At 41.8% G+C, this 17,800-nt stretch carries 10 protein-coding genes and 1 pseudogene; 3 read left to right on the top strand and 8 right to left on the bottom strand.

All coding sequences use genetic code 11. The features are described 5' to 3' along the window. Positions 1–65: 65 nt before the first annotated feature. The 4 genes from dnaX to BMX21_RS01380 form a co-directional block, all read right to left on the bottom strand. Entirely contained in the window at positions 66–1,994 is a 1,929-nt protein-coding gene (dnaX, locus tag BMX21_RS01395) for a DNA polymerase III subunit gamma/tau (protein ID WP_092040446.1), read from the bottom strand. 157 nt (positions 1,995–2,151) lie between these two features. Next, entirely contained in the window at positions 2,152–3,225 is a 1,074-nt protein-coding gene (locus tag BMX21_RS01390; protein WP_022755267.1) for a 6-phosphofructokinase, read from the bottom strand. Between the two features lie 195 nt (positions 3,226–3,420). Then, complete coding sequence (gene purF, locus BMX21_RS01385; protein WP_242952842.1) at positions 3,421–4,848, bottom strand: amidophosphoribosyltransferase; 1,428 nt, start codon at positions 4,846–4,848, stop codon at positions 3,421–3,423. Between the two features lie 671 nt (positions 4,849–5,519). Continuing rightward, positions 5,520–5,906 carry an MFS transporter gene (locus BMX21_RS01380; RefSeq protein ID WP_092040437.1) on the bottom strand — a complete coding sequence of 129 codons (387 nt, stop codon included), beginning with the start codon at positions 5,904–5,906 and terminating at the stop codon, positions 5,520–5,522. Here BMX21_RS01380 and BMX21_RS01375 point away from each other — a divergent pair. Next, positions 5,905–6,273, top strand: a complete 369-nt coding sequence (locus BMX21_RS01375) for an alpha/beta hydrolase family protein (protein WP_092040433.1) — start codon at positions 5,905–5,907, stop codon at positions 6,271–6,273. The two genes, BMX21_RS01380 and BMX21_RS01375, sit on opposite strands and share 2 nt — an antisense overlap. A 109-nt stretch (positions 6,274–6,382) precedes the next feature. Here BMX21_RS01375 and BMX21_RS01370 read toward each other — a convergent pair whose 3' ends face one another. Further along, on the bottom strand, positions 6,383–6,931 hold the full coding sequence (locus tag BMX21_RS01370) for a hypothetical protein (protein WP_092040427.1): 549 nt from the start codon (positions 6,929–6,931) through the stop codon (positions 6,383–6,385). A 649-nt stretch (positions 6,932–7,580) separates the two neighbouring features. Here BMX21_RS01370 and BMX21_RS01365 point away from each other — a divergent pair. After that, entirely contained in the window at positions 7,581–8,903 is a 1,323-nt protein-coding gene (locus BMX21_RS01365) for an endo-1,4-beta-xylanase (protein WP_177173881.1), read from the top strand. Positions 8,904–9,382: 479 nt separating this feature from the next. On the opposite strand, the gene asnB is transcribed toward BMX21_RS01365, so the two are convergent. The 3 genes from asnB to gltB form a co-directional block, all read right to left on the bottom strand. Beyond that, positions 9,383–10,969 (bottom strand): asparagine synthase B, encoded by a 1,587-nt coding sequence (gene asnB, locus BMX21_RS01360; RefSeq protein WP_092040421.1) that lies wholly within the window; start codon positions 10,967–10,969, stop codon positions 9,383–9,385. A gap of 83 nt (positions 10,970–11,052) precedes the next feature. Then, entirely contained in the window at positions 11,053–12,555 is a 1,503-nt protein-coding gene (locus BMX21_RS01355) for a glutamate synthase subunit beta (protein ID WP_092040418.1), read from the bottom strand. A gap of 2 nt (positions 12,556–12,557) precedes the next feature. After that, a complete protein-coding gene (gltB, locus tag BMX21_RS01350; protein ID WP_092040414.1) occupies positions 12,558–17,105 on the bottom strand; it encodes a glutamate synthase large subunit in 4,548 nt (1,515 codons plus the stop codon). Positions 17,106–17,571: 466 nt separating this feature from the next. Between gltB and BMX21_RS01345 the strand changes: the two are divergent. Continuing rightward, positions 17,572–17,800: pseudogene (locus BMX21_RS01345) on the top strand (hypothetical protein); the annotation flags it as partial.

The raw sequence follows: 17,800 nt of genomic DNA, 5'->3' as shown, positions 1-17,800 counted from the left end.
TTATTAAAAAATATATTTTAATGCATTTGGATCTATAGTCGAAAAACTTGTAAATCCAAACATAATCAAGCCTCATCTTCAGGCTCATCCTTTTCTTCAAAAGAATTGCCATCATCTTCAGGGCTAAGGTTCTGAAGCGACTCTGTCATAAATCCGTAGTCCGCATCATGCATATCGCTTATATCACCGGATACTTCATCCACAGCCTGACTTTCATTTAGATCATCAGATACTGCGTCCATAGGCTGACTTTCGCTTACATCACCTGGTACTGTGTCCATCGGCTGACTTTCCTTTATACTATCAGATACTCCGCCTGTCGGCTGACTATCACTTGCACCATCAGACACATTGTCCTTAGAGATTGTATCCTCTACAGGCCTATTAACTTCGTCTTCTGTTACAACATCGAACTGTATAGCAGACTTTATAGCTTCAAGATCTATATAGGACTCCTCAAACTGTTCACCCTTGGCAAGAGCTCTTATCTCGACCTTGATATCCTTGCCAAAAGCATCTGCAAGTTCCTGTTCAAGATACTTCTTCTGAGCCTCAATGATCCCCATGGTGACCTGGTTATTAAATACCATCTGAAGAGTATTCTCAGCTCCAAGAGACAGTCTGGGTCTGTCAGTCTTCATGAAGTTCTTAAGGGCAGCATCTTTCATACCGCCAAGAAAGCGATCGAACCCGTCAACTACAGCTTTGATATCCTCAGGAATCGGCTTATCAAGTTTCCTTGCTACTACAGGTTTTGGAGCTTCTAATGATGCGCCGGAAGACGCAGCATTTGTCACAGCAATCTGTCCATTCCTGATTCTGTCTATGATATCAGCAGATTCTCTTGCTTTATTCTCAAGAGCTCTTACACGCTGAGCCAGTCCCTCATCTGTTGTGCCTTCCATCTGAGGGCGACAGATCCTTATAAGCGCCATCTCAATCAGAATACGCTTTTGCGCAGCAAAACGCAAACTTGCTTCAAGCTCTGAAAATACGCTTATAAAATGCATTATGGTATCTATGTCAGTAGCTTGGGCCTGATCCTTTAATACCTCAAGATTATCAGATGATATATCAACAACATCTTCTACATTATCAGAAGTTGTGACCAGCATCAAATTCCTAAGATACCATACAAAATCCGCAACGAACTGTGAAAGCTCTCTTCCCTGTATAACTACATCTGCAAGGATGCTAAGTGCTTCCTTGGCATCTGACTGTGTCAGAGCTTTAAACATCTGACCAAAGACTGCTGTATCAACTGCTCCCAGCACTCCCAGTACCTTATCATAGGTCAGCTCCTGCCCGTAGTTAAAGGCGACGCACTGATCCAGAAGGCTTAAGGAATCTCTCATTGATCCGTCAGCAGCTCTTGCGATATATCTAAGTGCCTTCTCCTGTGCTTTGATACCCTCTCTGTCAGTAACTTCCTTAAGTCTGTCTTCTATAGTATCTATAGTGATACGATGAAAATCATACCTTTGGCATCTTGATAAAATAGTGATCGGTATCTTCTGAACTTCAGTAGTAGCCAGAATGAAAAGCACATATTCCGGAGGCTCTTCAAGTGTCTTTAGAAGTGCATTGAAAGCTCCTGTAGAGAGCATGTGTACCTCATCGATGATGTACACTTTCTTCTTGCCCATTGTAGGAGAATAGGACACTTCATCTATGATGGTTCTGATATTATCAACACCATTGTTGGATGCAGCATCGATCTCGACAACGTCAACGCATCTGCCTTCTGCTATGGCTCTGCAGGTCTCGCACTCACCGCAAGGATTGCCATCTACGGGATGTTCGCAGTTAACAGCCCTTGAAAGTATCTTGGCTACAGACGTCTTACCTGTTCCACGGGTTCCGCAGAACAGATATGCATGTCCAACACGGTCTGATATTATCTGATTTTTAAGTGTTGTTACTATATGATCCTGACCTTTGACATCTTCAAATGTCGGAGGACGGAACTTTCTATATAATGCTACGTATGGCATCTCTAATACTCTTTTCGCAATATCCTATTTTTTATAAATAATAATGTTACACTGCCAAAACTATAAGCATAGGCTAATAAAATCTATGATAGGCGCTCTTGGCCATGAGCTTTGACACCTACAACATTATAACACAAGAAAGGAATCTCTCTTATCATTAATCTCCAAAGCAGATACCAAGCATCTTGGCTTCCTTGATAATACTTGCATCCTTGGGAAGGGACTTGAGCTTGCCGGCAACTTCTTTAAGAGGGACCTTGACCATCTCACGATTCTTGTATGCGATCATATATCCGTATTCTTTGTTAAGGATAAGCTGTCCTGCCTCTACTCCGACACGGCTTGCAAATACTCTGTCATAAGGATCAGGCACTCCGCCTCTTTGCATATGCCCCGGGACTGTAACTCTGACTTCGCGACCTGTCTTTTTCTGAATCTGATCTGCGATCTCGTATGATACAGAAGGGAATGCATAACTTGAAAGTTTCTTCTTATACTCTTTCTTGGTAAGCTTGGCATCCTCTTTGGAGATAGCACCCTCTGCAACTGCAAGGATGGTGAATCTCGAACCGTTTGTAGCACGTCTTTCGATAGCTTCTATAACCTTGTCTATATCATAGGGGATCTCAGGGATCAGGATGATATCAGCGCCTCCTGCAATACCTGCATTAAGGGTAAGCCAGCCGACTTTATGGCCCATGACTTCTACTATGAATACACGGCCATGAGAGTCTGCAGTTGTATGGATGCAATCAATTGCGTTAGTAGCAACATCAACTGCGCTCTGGAAACCAAATGTCATATCAGTCCCCCAGAGATCATTATCTATTGTCTTAGGAAGAGATATGATATTAAGACCTTCTTCTCTAAGGAGGTTGGCTGTCTTCTGAGAACCATTGCCGCCAAGAACTACAAGGACATCCAGCTGAAGCTTGTAATAGGTCTGCTTCATGCATGCAACCTTGTCTTTGCCCTCTTCATCGGGTTCGTGGATAGTCTTAAAAGGAACTCTGGATGAACCAAGAATCGTCCCGCCTCTTGTAAGAAGTCCTGAGAAATCTCGAGGCGTAAGCATCTTAAAATCGCCGTTAATAAGGCCTTTATAACCATTAAGAAATCCATAGATCTCCATCTGCGTGCCGCTAGCATCAAGGCACTTAACCACGCCTCTCATAGCTGCATTTAAAGCCTGACAGTCACCACCACTTGTAAGCATACCTATTCTAATCATAAATAACCTCATGTCGCGAGTGAAACGAGCGGCTAATGGTTCGAATTGATGGAGCTCGCGACATCAATTCGGGTTTGAAAATGGAACATTTTCAAACTCATCCCTCCTTACCTCAAAAAACACTACCACTAATTCTAACATATAATAAAGCGCTATAAGTAACCAAATACTTATAACGCTCTCTTAATAAAAATATTATGCTTCAAATTCACCACGGATGTCACTTACAGGCGGCTCTTCAGGATATCTTCCTGTAAAGCAGCCTTCGCAGATAGACATTTTGTTATCTACAAGCTCCCCAAGTCTATTAAGCTTAAGATAACCAAGGGAATCTGCCCCTATTATCTTTCGTATATCTTCTATACTTTTGTTATAGGCAATAAGCTGCTCTCTTGCAGGGATATCTGTGCCAAAATAGCATGGCCAGAGAAATGGAGGAGATGATATCCTCATATGTACCTCTTTGGCTCCAGCTTCTCGCAGCATCCTGATGATCCTGTCTGAAGTCGTACCACGTACTATAGAGTCATCTATGATGACAACTCTCTTACCATTTACCGCATGGTTTAAAGCATTGAGTTTGACCTTGACGCTGCTCTCACGGTTCTTCTGTCCGGGCTTTATAAAGGTTCTTCCTATATAAGAGTTCTTGACAAAGACCTGACCATAAGGAATACCTGACTCCATGGAATAACCAAGTGCTGCAACATTGCCGGATTCTGGTACACCTGCTACGATATCAGCATCTATCGGATCATCCTTGTATAAGAATCTTCCGGCTCTTATTCTTGCATCATATACGCTCTGACCATCCAGAACAGAATCAGGTCTTGCAAAATAGATATATTCAAAGATGCAGTGTCCGTGCTCTTTTTCAGAAATGCATCTTGTTTTATTAGAAAGGATCTGTCCATCAGAAGTGATAGTTACTATCTCTCCGGGCTCAACATCTCTTATATATTCGGCATCTATAGTATCAAGAGCACAGGTCTCTGATGCAAAGATGTATGCGTTGTCTCTTTTGCCAAGGACAAGTGGTCTGAATCCGTGAGGATCTCTTGCTCCTATAAGTTTACGAGGGGACATGATAACAAGGCTGTAAGCTCCCTTGATCTGAGGCATAGCAAGAGCAACAGCATCCTCAACGCTGGCTGTACGAAGTCTCTGCCTTGCAATAAGATAAGCGATAAGCTCTGAGTCGATTGTAGTCTGGAAGATAGCTCCGGTATATGCAAGCTCATCTCTAAGTTCTGGTGCATTGGTCAGGTTGCCATTGTGTGCAAGGGCAAGGGTTCCCTTAACATAGTTAAGAACAAGGGGCTGGGCATTTTCTCTTACTGAAGATCCTGCAGTTGAGTATCTGACATGGCCAACGCCTATATTGCCCACAAGCTTGTCTATGTCTTCACCTGTAAATACTTCATTCACAAGTCCCATATCCTTGTGGGAAAGGACTTTTCCTTTGGGGCCGTTTGTATCGCTTACTGCAATACCGCAGCTCTCCTGACCTCTGTGCTGAAGTGACTCAAGTCCATAATATATGGATCTTGCAACATCACCTCCCGAAAGGTCATACATACCAAAAACACCACACTCTTCGCCAATTCGATCTTCCGACAACATACGCATCTCCTATTTCTAAATGATGAGATCAAGATTCCCACTTGGACGATGTGATATCCCCAAAACTTCAAAGGGGTACGCAACCACCAACGGACGTAAATACAGATCATTGCCACGCTGTTAATTGTTTTATGAATTCTAGGACATAGAAATACATCCATGTATTTCTATACATGTCCAGTTACATCCTGTAACAAGACATGATATCTGAAGTTCTTTATTCTGGGGTCCAAACTCGCTTCGCTCAAACATGTGGACCCCGGGCAGAATAAAAAACTCCATCTATCACGCTCATGAATTTGATAAAACAATTAAAAAGCGTGGCAATGATCTGTATTTACGTCCATCGGTGTCTACGTACCCCTTTAAAGTTTTGGGGATACCACATCGTTCAAGTGGGAATCTTAGGTAACCAAATTAAAAAGCTGACAAAAGGGTACAGGAACTAATGAAAATCCCTAACGCCTTTGTCAGCTTTTCTCTTACAAATTAACTTATTATAATTCGAAGTAATAAATGAAAACTTCTCTTCAATTTCTTAATACCATTTATGAAAATCACTTACAACACCGAATTATTATTTCGCCATTCTTCTTTTTTGTCAACAGTCAAGAAGATCTTTCTTACTCATCAAGCATCACACGCTAGTGCATGAGTGGCAAGCTTTATGATTATCCGTTTCTACGCTTTCTGAGTACTTCTATGTTCTCTTCAACCTTCTTCTTGGACAGAGGGTAGAAGAAAATAAGTGAGAGTGAAAGAAGGACCATTCCTATAGCCGGAATGAGGGTAGCAACGTTATAGATGCCGTTGACTACACCTGTATCAAACGCTGTCTCAGCTGTGTATCCTGTGATAGAAAGAAGGAGGCCTGTAAGACCTGATGCACCGGCCTGGCCGAGCTTTCTTGCAAATGAATATACAGCGTATACAGTACCATCTGAACGGTAGTTATTGTGTACTTCGATATCATCAATAACATCGATGATCATAGCCCAGCATACAAGAGCGAAAATACCAAGTCCTACAATATTCCTTGGATATACAGTTGTCTGCATGAACGAGTTCTATAAGGCATATACCTCTCTTCCTGTAGGCAATCCTATGATAGAAGGCATCGCACCATTTCTAAGACGCCTTGCAGGTCCTGATGTTGATAGTAAGCTTGTGTCATCCTATGACCTTCCATCACACATAGACAGCTCCTATCCAAAGACATACATCGTTGCCAATGAAGATGACGGCACAGTTCCTGTAGCCAATAGTAAGGCAATGGACGCAGTTCTTACTAAGCTTGGCGTAGAACATATCACAAGGATTGGCTCAAAAGGAGGTCACAGCTTTGGACTTGGAAACGGACTTGAAGTATCCGGATGGCTTGAAGAAGCTGTAGACTTTTGGAGAAGCACTACTAAAGACATATAAATGACACGAAAGGCGCAGAACCAACATCTTGGTCTGCGCCATATATCACTCTATTCTTAGCAGCTATTCTTTTCAAACTGAATATCATAGTATTTATCATTTGAATATATCACATACTATCTGCTTTTTTTAGTTCTTCAATAAACTCATTATAGACTATATCAATAGCATAATTCATATTATTTCGCACTTGTATTTGGGTATAACAACAACCAAACAATCTGTCTGGGATATCTGATATGGATTTGAACTTACCTGTATCATGCTTAGGATCATCACAACCATATACAATTGCATTCAATGCATATTCTATATCCGCATCGCTATACAAATGAATAAAACCATATATTGTATTTTGGCTTCTAACATAGTTTTTAACAGACTCAATTCCCAATATTCTTTCAAAGTTCCCAAGTGCCTCATCCTGATCTTCATTGTAAAAATAGCTGCATCCATATTTATCCCAAACTTCTATCGCTTGATTTACATATTTGTCTCCACTATCAAAATTGAAGACTGGACCATAATATTTTGCATCTTCTATTTTGAACTTTACAAAAAGAGCTATTATAATAAATGCCAAAATAACTACGCCAAAAGCAACTGCTCTAGTTATTTGCTTTTTTGTAATAGTAATTATTATTCTATTATCCGTCATTTTCCTCAGTCTCCTATGCTCCAATCTGAACTGCATTAACATATGCGCTATACGCATCTTGAATACTTTCCTTTTCATCAGCATTTTTAGTAATTAGCTGACTTAAACATGCTGATCTTAAATCAGTTGGAATTTCACTTATGGATTTATAATCACCAGATTCATCACGCCCTTGATTTCGACTATATCCTTCCCACTACCGGGCGGATTCGGGACTTTAACCCGTTAGAAACGTGCGACGCCAAGCGCACCAAATAAAGGGCGATGAATTCATTCTCATCGTCCCCTACATATAACTTTTCATATCTATCAGCTATCTTTGGACCATTCTAGGTACAAGATGCGCTCCCACTATACAATGTACAAAAATGTCTGTCACAATTTTCTGACAGAATACACATTTTGTCCGACGAACTGCACGAAAAAAGTTCGAAAACTTTTTAATACAGTAATTATTGGGCAGAAATAATATCCAAATAATAATAATCAAAACGATAACCCAACGACTTGATAAATACGTTTTTATAATCCCTGCTTCAACTTAGCAATCAGCCACAAGTGAATAACAACAGATGATAAGCACGGTGAGACGTCATGACGTATATTTTTAATATCAAAAACTATATCAATACAATATATGGGAGGCATTATGAAGGTAAGAAAACTATTATCGGGGGCACTAATAATCGCTCTGCTATCAGGATGCAGCGCGGCAGCATCTAATGAGGGCGGAGCCAAAGATGGAACAGGCGCATCTTCCGAGCAGGCTGCATCTGTAGAAAGTTCTGTCGATGCGGCGGAGAGTGGTGCATCAAATGGGGATACAGCAAGTGAAGGCAGTTCTGATTCCGAAAACCTTGTTACAGGTGATGAGACAAGCGCTTATGAAGATCAAGAAGTTGTTCCTCTTAAGGATCTGTGCAAAGATTACTTCCTACTTGGGGTTGGTATCAATGGAAGTACTCTTGAGAATCAGACACTTAATATCCCGCAGTATATGGAACTTAGCAAAGAGCAGTTTAACAGCTGTACTATGACCAATCTTATGAAGAGCTGCTATATCCTCGATCAGTTCGGATCACAGGACAATCTTAAAAACGGTAACGAAGAGCCTGCACTTAACTTTGCATCCATCGATCCTACTCTGCAGTGGTGCAAAGACAATGGAATGAAGATGCGTGGTCATACTCTTGTATGGCATACCCAGGCTCCGGGATGGTTCTTCAGAGAAGGCTACACTGATGACGGTGAATATGTAGATAAGGATACAATGCTCCTTAGAATGGAAAGCTATATAAGACAGCTTGTAACTCATGTTCAGGACGAATACCCCGGAGTTATATACTGCTGGGATGTTGTCAACGAAGCTGTAGAACCCGGCGCTTATGATCCTGACAGCTACTTCATGTGCAGGACTATGACAGGCGAAGACCCTAACCCATGGTATGACACCATCGGCGAAGATTATGTAGAGATGGCATTTACCTATGCAAGAAAATATGTCGATGAAGACGTCAAGCTCTTCTACAACGACTACAACACCTACCAGACTCCAAAAACTCAGGCCATCTATGACCTGTGCTCACACCTTAAGGACGAGGGACTTATAGATGGTATCGGAATGCAGGGATACTGGGGCATCGACTATCCCAATGATGAAGCCATCAAGACTGCCATCACCAAATTTGCAGAACTTGGCCTTGAGATTCAGGTAACAGAGCTTTCTATCGGCGTAGAATCCGAAACTCCTGAACAGTTCGAAAAGCAGGCGACCAGATACGGCCAGGTCTTCAAACTCCTTCATGACATGGACACAGAAGCAGGCGGCCCTGCCAACATCACCTGCGTAACACTATTCGGACTTGTAGATCACTACCGCGAAGGCGACACCACCAATACCCGTATCTTCGACCAGAACTACGAACCAAAACCAGCTTACTTTGCTATTAAAGAAGAAATGGAGCAATACTAAGTCTTCTCAAAGCATGTTCTAAAAGATATATATTCCGGTACAAATGTATCATCAAGTACAACCAAAAGCACATGCATCATTAAGATCACTAAAAGCACATACAAAAATCCCCAGCCAGATACTAACTCCAGCTTGGGATTTTTATTTTATTATCAAACTTCCCACATGGACGGCGCAGTATCCCGAAAGTTTTGCGGGGACTGTAGCCGTGGACAGGCAGTATATAAATCATTGCCACGCTTTTTAATTGTTTTATAAAATTCATGAGCGTGATAGATGGAGGTTTTCATTTTGCCCGGGGGCCACCTGTCTGAGCGAAGCGAGTTTGGCCCCCAAAATGAAAAACTTCAGATATCATGCCATGAATTATAAAACAATTAATAGCGTGGCAATGATTTATATACTGCCTGCCCATGGCTACGGCCCCCGCAAAACTTTCGGGATACTGCGCCGTCCATGGGCACTGATTTATATACTTGTTAAACGCCACTGTTGCCGTAGTTGGCCAGGACTCTTGCAGACGGATCGTCTACATCGCAGCCTTCCCACTCTTTATTGGGCATCCAGAAATCTACTACCATCTGAGCGTTATCGCCATAATACTTCTCGAATATATCCCTGTACAGAAGTGACTCTTTGGTGAAAGGTTTTGCAAAAGTATACTTCTCACATCCTTCTTTAAACTCTTCATCGGTGTACAGACTCTCTGCATACTCTACAAGATCATCTCGAAGTGAATGACCTACCGCATCTGAGAATGCTGCCTTTTCACGCATCAGGATATTTTCCGGTATGACCTTATCATCTTCAAAAGCATGACGAAGGAGATATTTGCCCATACCGTAGGTATTCATCTTAAGCTCAGGATCTATGCTCATTACATAGTTTACAAAATCAAGATCACCAAAAGGAACCCTTGCTTCCAAGGAGTTAACAGAGATGCATCTGTCTGCTCTAAGTACGTCATACATATGAAGCTCTCTGATACGCTTGGCTGACTCTTCCTGGAATGCTTCCGCGCTTGGAGCAAAGTCAGTATATTTATATCCAAAAAGTTCATCTGATATCTCACCTGTTAAGATGACTCTGATATCAGTATTCTCATGGATCCATTTACATACAAGATACATACCTATAGATGCCCTTATCGTAGTGATATCATAGGTTCCAAGAGTCTTAATAACTGTATCTAGCGCTTCTATTACATCATCTCTTGATATGATGACTTCGTGATGATTACTACCTATATAGTCTGCAACTTCTCTTGCATACTTAAGATCGATGGCATCTATATCCATACCTATAGAGAATGTCTCAAGAGGCTTGTCCGTCTTTCTTGCAGCAACGCCGCATACAAGTGAAGAGTCGAGTCCGCCAGATAGAAGGAACCCCACCTTGGCATCTGCATCAAGCCTTTTGTCTATTCCTGTTACCAGCCTGTCATGTATGCCTTTACAGATATCTTCCAGACTTCCATCTATATAAGGGCCGCTTACCTGTGAAGGATCTGCATATCTTATAAACTTGCCATATTCGTAGTAGTATCCCGGAGGGAATGGACTTATCTTATCGCATACATCTACCAGCATCTTGGGCTCTGATGCAAATACTATATGACCATTCTTGTCATATCCATAATAAAGGGGTCTTATTCCGATTGGATCTCTTGCTGCTACAAATGTTCTCTTTCTATGGTCATAGATTATAAGAGCGAATTCTGCATCAAGGAGCGAGAACATCGCTGCTCCAAGTCTGTCATACAAGGGCAAAAGAATCTCACAGTCACTGTCAGATTCAAAGCTGTATCCTATACCAATAAGATAATCTTTTAACTTTCTAAAACCGTATATCTCTCCGTTACATACAAGCGTATTACCTTTATGATTAAAGGGCTGCATTCCCTTATCTGTAAGTCCCATGATAGAGAGTCTTCCAAATCCAAGAATCCCTTCTTCTACCCTCTGCACTCTGGTCATATCAGGGCCTCTGGAAGCACATTTTAAAAGCATGTCTTCGCAGACTTCTTCTTTTGCTCCTCTAGAGCAAAATCCGAGTATTGTACACATCTATATATCCTCCAAACATCCTATATTATTTCAATTTTGACACCTACCTCATCATATTTGATAGGTCATTACGATCCTGTATATTATATATTGCTATATCCCATCAGATACTCATCAACCTGTTTTGCACAGGCTCTTCCTTCTGCAATAGCCCATACTACAAGAGACTGACCTCTGTGCATATCTCCTGCTGTGAATACTTTTTTGACACCTGTTGTATATACATCAGGAGCAGAAGTTGCTACGGTATTTCTCTTAGAAAGAGCTACGCCAAAATCCTTGGCTACATATTCCTGACAGCCGATAAAGCCTGCAGCTATAAGGAGAAGGTCGCATTTTAGTGTACTTTCTGTTCCGGGGACTTCTACAAGTTTTCCATTGTCGAACTTAACTTTTACAGTCTTAACTGCAAGTATCTTGCCATTCTTGGATATAACTTCTTTTACTGTAGTCTCATAGATCCTTGGATCATGACCATATACGCCTATGGCTTCTTCCTGACCATAATCTGTCTTTAAAACCTTGGGCCATTCGGGCCATGGATTGGAAGCTGCTCTTTCTACTGGAGGGCATGGCATCATCTCTATCTGAGTTACAGATCTTGCACCATGCCTTATGCAGGTTCCAACGCAGTCATTACCTGTATCTCCGCCGCCTACGATCACAACATTTTTGTCCTTGGCGCTTATATACGAACCTTCCTTGGCAGATGTAAGTGTGACCTTGTCCTGAAGGAGGGCGCCGCTGGCAATTATGGCTTTGGTGGTAGACTTAAGGAAGTCAACGGCATAGTATATACCTTTTGTATTATCAATATCAGCTGCTGCAAGTGGTCTTGGGTTCTTAGCTCCGCAGCTAAGGACTACAGCATCATATTCTTTAAGAAGATCTGCTGCCTTTATATCTACGCCCACATCAACTGATGTTCTGAATACAACTCCCTCTGCTTCCATGAGCTTTTGCCTTCGTATGATAACTTCCTTTTGAAGCTTCATATTGGGGATGCCATACATAAGTAGTCCGCCTATACGGTCGTCTCTTTCATATACAGTTACGCTATGTCCTCTTCTGTTGAGCTGATCAGCGGCTGCAAGACCGGATGGTCCGCTTCCTACGACTGCAACCTTCTTGCCACTTCTGATCGCAGGGATCCTGGGCTTCATGTAACCTTCTTCAAAGCCTTTTTCTATTAGGAAAAGTTCATTGTTGTGTATAGTTACAGCGTCTTCTACAGTTCCGCAGATGCAGGCTTTCTCACATAATGCAGGACATACTCTTCCTGTGAATTCCGGAAAGTTACTGGTCTTTAAAAGTCTTGAAAGCGCATGCTCATAGTGCCCCTGATAGATCTCATCATTCCATTCAGGTATGAGGTTATGAAGAGGACATCCTGTTACCATACCTTTTAATCTAATAGCTGACTGGCACATAGGAACGCCGCAGTCCATGCATCTTGCGGCCTGTTTTATCCTGTCATCTTCATTTAGATGCTTATGAAATTCATTAAAATTTTTGATCCTGTCTTTGACAGCTCCGAAGTTTTCATCAACTCTTTTATATTCCATAAATCCTGTAGACTTGCCCATGATCATGCTCCTTTATGTGTGATTTCATTAAAGGCTTCAAGAACAGCATTACTTCTTTTAAGGCCCTGCTCTTCGTACTTACTGATAGCTGCAAGGACCCTTTGATAGTCATTTGGAACTATCTTCTTAAAGTGAGGAAGATAAGCTTCAAAGTTATCAAGGATCTTCCTGCCATGTTCTGATCCTGTCTCTTTGACATAATCTATGAGAACATTTCTAAGTTCTTCTATGTCATACTTCTCAGTCACTTCATTGAGCGAAGCCATGCTCTTATTCATCCTCTTGTATAGATCATGCTGCTCATCAAGAACATAAGCTATACCACCGCTCATACCTGCTGCGAAGTTCTTGCCTGTTGTTCCAAGTATTACGGCAAGTCCTCCTGTCATGTATTCAAGGCCGTGATCGCCGCAACCTTCTGCAACAGCAACAGCACCTGAATTACGTACACAGAACCTCTCACCTGCAACGCCTGCTATATAAGCCTTACCCTTGGTAGCTCCGTAGAGTGCCACGTTACCTATGATGATATTTTTGGAAGTATCAAATACCGATCCCTTTGGAGGAACTACTACAAGCTTACCTCCTGATAATCCCTTACCAAATCCGTCATTGGCATCTCCTGAAAGTCTGAGTGTTACACCCTTTGGAAGGAATGCACCAAAAGACTGGCCACCGCCTCCTTCGCAATTAACAGTGAAGGTATCGTCCAAAAGAGTATCTCCAAACTTCTGCGTAACTTCAGAACCAAAGATCGTTCCTACAGTTCTGTTATTGCTGCTTACTTTGATATCTACGCTGGTAGGCTCTCCTGTACGAAGTGCTTCTTTGAATTTAGAAAGAAGTATTGCTTCATCAACAGTTTTTTCCAAATGGAAGTCATATGCCTTGGACGGATTAAAATGCCTCTCGGGTACCTTGGCATATGATGAATCGATGACCATCTTAAGGTCTACGGTCTCAGCTCTTTCTGTTATCTGATGATCCTTCATCTTAAGGCAGTCTGACCTTCCGACCATCTCATCTACAGTCCTAAATCCAAGCTCTGCCATGATCTCACGAAGTTCCTGTGCTATGAAATTCATGAAGTTCATGACATATTCGGGCTTACCTTTAAAGTTCTTCCTGAGCTTCTCATTCTGAGTTGCTATACCAAAAGGACATGTATCCTTGTTGCAGACTCTCATCATCATGCATCCCATAGTTACAAGGGGAGCTGTTGCAAATCCAAACTCCTCTGCTCCAAGAAGGGCTGCGATAGCTACATCTCTTCCGCTCATGAGCTTACCATCTGTTTCGATGATGACTTTGTCACGAAGGCCGCTTTCTATAAGTGAATGATGCGCTTCTGAAAGACCTAGTTCCCATGGAAGTCCTGCATGATGTATAGAACTTCCGGGAGCAGCACCTGTACCGCCGTCATAACCTGATATAAGGATGACCTGAGCTCCTGCCTTGGCAACACCTGATGCTATAGTACCTACGCCTGCTTCTGATACAAGCTTGACTGATATCCTGGCCTTCCTGTTGGCATTCTTGAGATCATATATAAGCTGGGCAAGGTCTTCTATAGAATAGATATCATGGTGCGGAGGAGGTGATATAAGTGCAACTCCGGGAGTTGAATATCTCCTTTCTGCAATCCAGGGATATACCTTACCTCCCGGAAGGTGTCCGCCTTCTCCGGGTTTTGCGCCCTGTGCCATCTTGATCTGTATCTCCTTGGAATTAACAAGATACTCACTTGTAACACCAAATCTTCCTGATGCTACCTGCTTTATAGCACTGCACTTCTCTGTTCCAAAGCGGTTGGGATCCTCTCCGCCTTCTCCTGTATTTGATTTGCCGCCGAGTCTGTTCATGGCTATAGCCAGTGTCTCATGAGCTTCTTTTGAGATAGAACCATAAGACATAGCACCTGTCTTAAATCTCTTTACTATCTCAGATACCGGCTCTACCTCTTCAATTGGTATAGATTCATTTACATGCTCAAATGTAAGAAGACCTCGAAGTGTATGTGGCTTTTCATTGTCTACAAGAGCTGTATACTCTTTGAATCTTGTATAGTCTCCTGTCCTTGTTGCCTGCTGAAGTGCGATGATAGTCTGAGGATTATAGAGATGATCCTCTTTCTCTTCGCCGCTTCTAAGCTTATGGAATCCTATACTGTCAAGGCTTGTATCTGTTGTAAGTCCCATAGGATCAAAGGCATGATCATGACGGGCTGCAACTTCATTACCTATCTCTTTAAGTCCTATTCCGCCTACTCTTGATACTGTCCCTGTAAAATACTTGTCAATAAGCTCTCTGCTAAGTCCTATAGCTTCAAATATCCTTGCAGACTGATAAGACTGAAGTGTAGATATACCCATCTTGGCAGCGATCTTGACTATTCCGTGAAGGATAGCACTGTTATAATCTGCAATTGCTGTATGATAGTCCTTATCAAGTATTCCTATATCTATAAGCTCTGCGATGCATTCATGAGCAAGATATGGATTAATAGCTCTTGCACCAAATCCAAGAAGTGTTGCCATCTGATGTACGTCACGAGGCTCGCCGCTTTCAAGGATTATGGATACCGCAGTCCTCTTCTTAGTAGCTACAAGGTGCTGCTCTACAGCTGATACTGCAAGAAGTGACGGGATAGGTACATGGTTTTCGTCAACTCCTCTATCTGACAGGATCACGATGTTGTAGCCCTTGGCATATGCTCTGTCTACTGATACAAGGAGCTGATCGATAGCCTTCTCTATCTGTGTATTCTTATAGTATAGAAGTGATATAACCTTGGAACGAAGGCCCTGCTGGTCCAGGTGCTTGATCTTCATGATATCGACACCTGTAAGGATAGGGTTGTCGATCTCAAGGACTCTACAGTTATCTGCGCTTGCATTAAGGAGGTTACCATCAGATCCTACATATACTGTTGTATCTGTAACTATCTGCTCACGAAGCGAGTCAATAGGCGGATTAGTAACCTGTGCAAAGAGCTGTTTGAAGTAGTTAAAAAAGGGCTGACTATTCTCAGACAATACTGCAAGAGGTACGTCATGTCCCATGGACTGAGTTGCTTCTATACCATTAGTAGCCATAGGAAGGATCCCTGTCTTAACATCTTCATAGCTATAGCCAAACACCTTATAGAGCTTGTCACGCATCTGCTGAGTGTGAGTCGGAATCTTTTTATTAGGAATAGAAAGATTCTTAAGGTGCAGAAGGTTCCTGTCAAGCCACTCACCATACGGATTCTGACCTGCATAGTAGCGCTTACACTCTTCGTCTGATATGATCCTCTTTTTCTTAGTATCTACAAGTAGTATCTTGCCTGGCTGAAGCCTTGACTTAACAGTTATATGCTCAGGCTCTATGTCAAGAACACCAACTTCTGATGACAGAATAAGTCTGTTATCATCTGTGATGTAATAGCGGCTTGGTCTAAGACCGTTTCTATCAAGGGTAGCTCCTACTATCTCTCCGTCTGTAAACAGGATCGCTGCAGGGCCGTCCCATGGCTCCATCATAGTCGCATAGTAGTGATAGAAGTCCTTCTTGTCTTCATCCATGAAGTGATTGTGCTTCCAGGGCTCAGGGATAGTCATCATAACTGCAAGTGGAAGATCTATACCATTCATATACATGAACTCAAGAGTGTTATCCAGCATAGCAGAATCTGACCCCTGCGCTGATACTACAGGGAATACCTTATCAAGGTCACTTCCAAGAGGAGATGATGTGATAGTCTCTTCTCTTGCAAGCATCCTGTCCTTGTTACCTCTTATAGTATTGATCTCGCCGTTATGAGCTATAAACCTGTATGGATGCGCTCTCTCCCAGCTTGGAGTAGTATTGGTAGAAAATCTTGAATGAACTATAGCTATAGCTGTCTCAAAGCTGGGATCCTTAAGGTCTTCATAGAACTTTCTAAGCTGGTTTACAAGGAACATTCCTTTATATACGATGGTCCTTGAAGACAGAGATGTAATGTAGGTATCATCTGAACTTTGCTCGAACTCGCGACGAAGAACATAGAGCTTTTTGTCAAACTCTATACCTCTAGCTACGCTTGATGGCCTTTCGATGAAACACTGCATGATATAAGGCATGCAGTCTCTTGCTACATCTCCAAGGATCTGAGGATTAACAGAAGGCTTCCTCCATCCAAGGAATTTAAGACCGTTCTTTTCAGTTATCACTTCGAACATACGCATAGCGAAGGTTCTCTTAAGATCATCCTGTGGAAAAAAGAACATACCAACGCCGTAGTCTCTGGCATGACCGATATTAATACCGAGCTTTTTAGCCTCTTTTTTGAAAAAGCTGTGTGAGATCTGTGTAAGGATACCAACGCCGTCACCGACCTTGCCGCTTGCATCCTTACCTGCCCTATGCTCAAGCTTTTCTACTATGGTAAGAGCATCATCCAAAACTTTGTTGTCAGCATGACCGTCAATATTGACGACAGCGCCGATACCACATGCGTCATGCTCCATCTGCCAGAATTCTTTACTTCTTTGATCACTGCAACTTTGCTGGTTTTCCTGTGACATAATCTGATCCCTTTTCCTTTACTAAAATCTGCCTACTAGAGAATTACATCTGCTTCCCACATATTTTGAGAAGTCTGAACAACTTACTATAGATATAAAAAAAGACGCAGCCCGAACTTATTAATAAGTTCAAGGCAACGTCTTCGTTGCGTTTTAAAATATTAGTGAATAGTACCTAAATACAAATAAAAGTATATCGCTTGTATTAGTGTATACAATTTTGTTTTTTGTAATTATGCAGCAAAGATATTATTTTTGTCAACTATGATTATAAAGATGTTAAATTCGCTCCATCCCGTTTTTATAAACAGATTAATATCACCTTCTAGCATGACATTTTTTAAAGCTAGGGTAAAGTTTTTGTAGGATTAATAGATAATGGTAAAATAATTGTACGCAATAAAAAGGACAACCTTCTGTGTTAACATATTTGTTGGCAAAAACAAAAAATGCAGGAGGTGTCCTTATGGACAGTATAAAACAAATTTGGGAAGAAGTGGAAGAAAAACTTGTAAAAATTAAGGAATCTTTTGCAAAGAATCCTTTCGAGATGGCTGAGTTTGAAAGAGGAGTACATGCTCAGTTCAACAGACTCGAAAGAGATTTCATAAAGCAAACGCTTGAAGAAAAAGACAACCAGATAAGAGGCAGTCTCAAACGCTTAGACAACTGGGTTATTGTAAGGCAAGACACTA

This window comes from Butyrivibrio sp. TB (genome assembly GCF_900110805.1).
In the GTDB taxonomy this organism is placed as follows: domain Bacteria; phylum Bacillota; class Clostridia; order Lachnospirales; family Lachnospiraceae; genus Butyrivibrio; species Butyrivibrio fibrisolvens_C.
The sequence above is the reverse complement of the archived record's forward strand: the minus strand, read 5'-3'. Positions and strand labels throughout refer to the sequence as shown.

Coding starts and splice junctions, on each gene's coding strand:
- BMX21_RS01365 (WP_177173881.1), top strand. CDS start 7,581: ATGAAGGTAAGAAAACTATTATCGGGGGCACTAATAATCGCTCTGCTA.
- BMX21_RS01370 (WP_092040427.1), bottom strand. CDS start 6,931: ATGACGGATAATAGAATAATAATTACTATTACAAAAAAGCAAATAACT.
- gltB (WP_092040414.1), bottom strand. CDS start 17,105: ATGTCACAGGAAAACCAGCAAAGTTGCAGTGATCAAAGAAGTAAAGAA.
- asnB (WP_092040421.1), bottom strand. CDS start 10,969: ATGTGTACAATACTCGGATTTTGCTCTAGAGGAGCAAAAGAAGAAGTC.
- BMX21_RS01375 (WP_092040433.1), top strand. CDS start 5,905: ATGAACGAGTTCTATAAGGCATATACCTCTCTTCCTGTAGGCAATCCT.
- BMX21_RS01380 (WP_092040437.1), bottom strand. CDS start 5,906: ATGCAGACAACTGTATATCCAAGGAATATTGTAGGACTTGGTATTTTC.
- BMX21_RS01390 (WP_022755267.1), bottom strand. CDS start 3,225: ATGATTAGAATAGGTATGCTTACAAGTGGTGGTGACTGTCAGGCTTTA.
- BMX21_RS01355 (WP_092040418.1), bottom strand. CDS start 12,555: ATGGGCAAGTCTACAGGATTTATGGAATATAAAAGAGTTGATGAAAAC.
- purF (WP_242952842.1), bottom strand. CDS start 4,848: ATGTTGTCGGAAGATCGAATTGGCGAAGAGTGTGGTGTTTTTGGTATG.
- dnaX (WP_092040446.1), bottom strand. CDS start 1,994: ATGCCATACGTAGCATTATATAGAAAGTTCCGTCCTCCGACATTTGAA.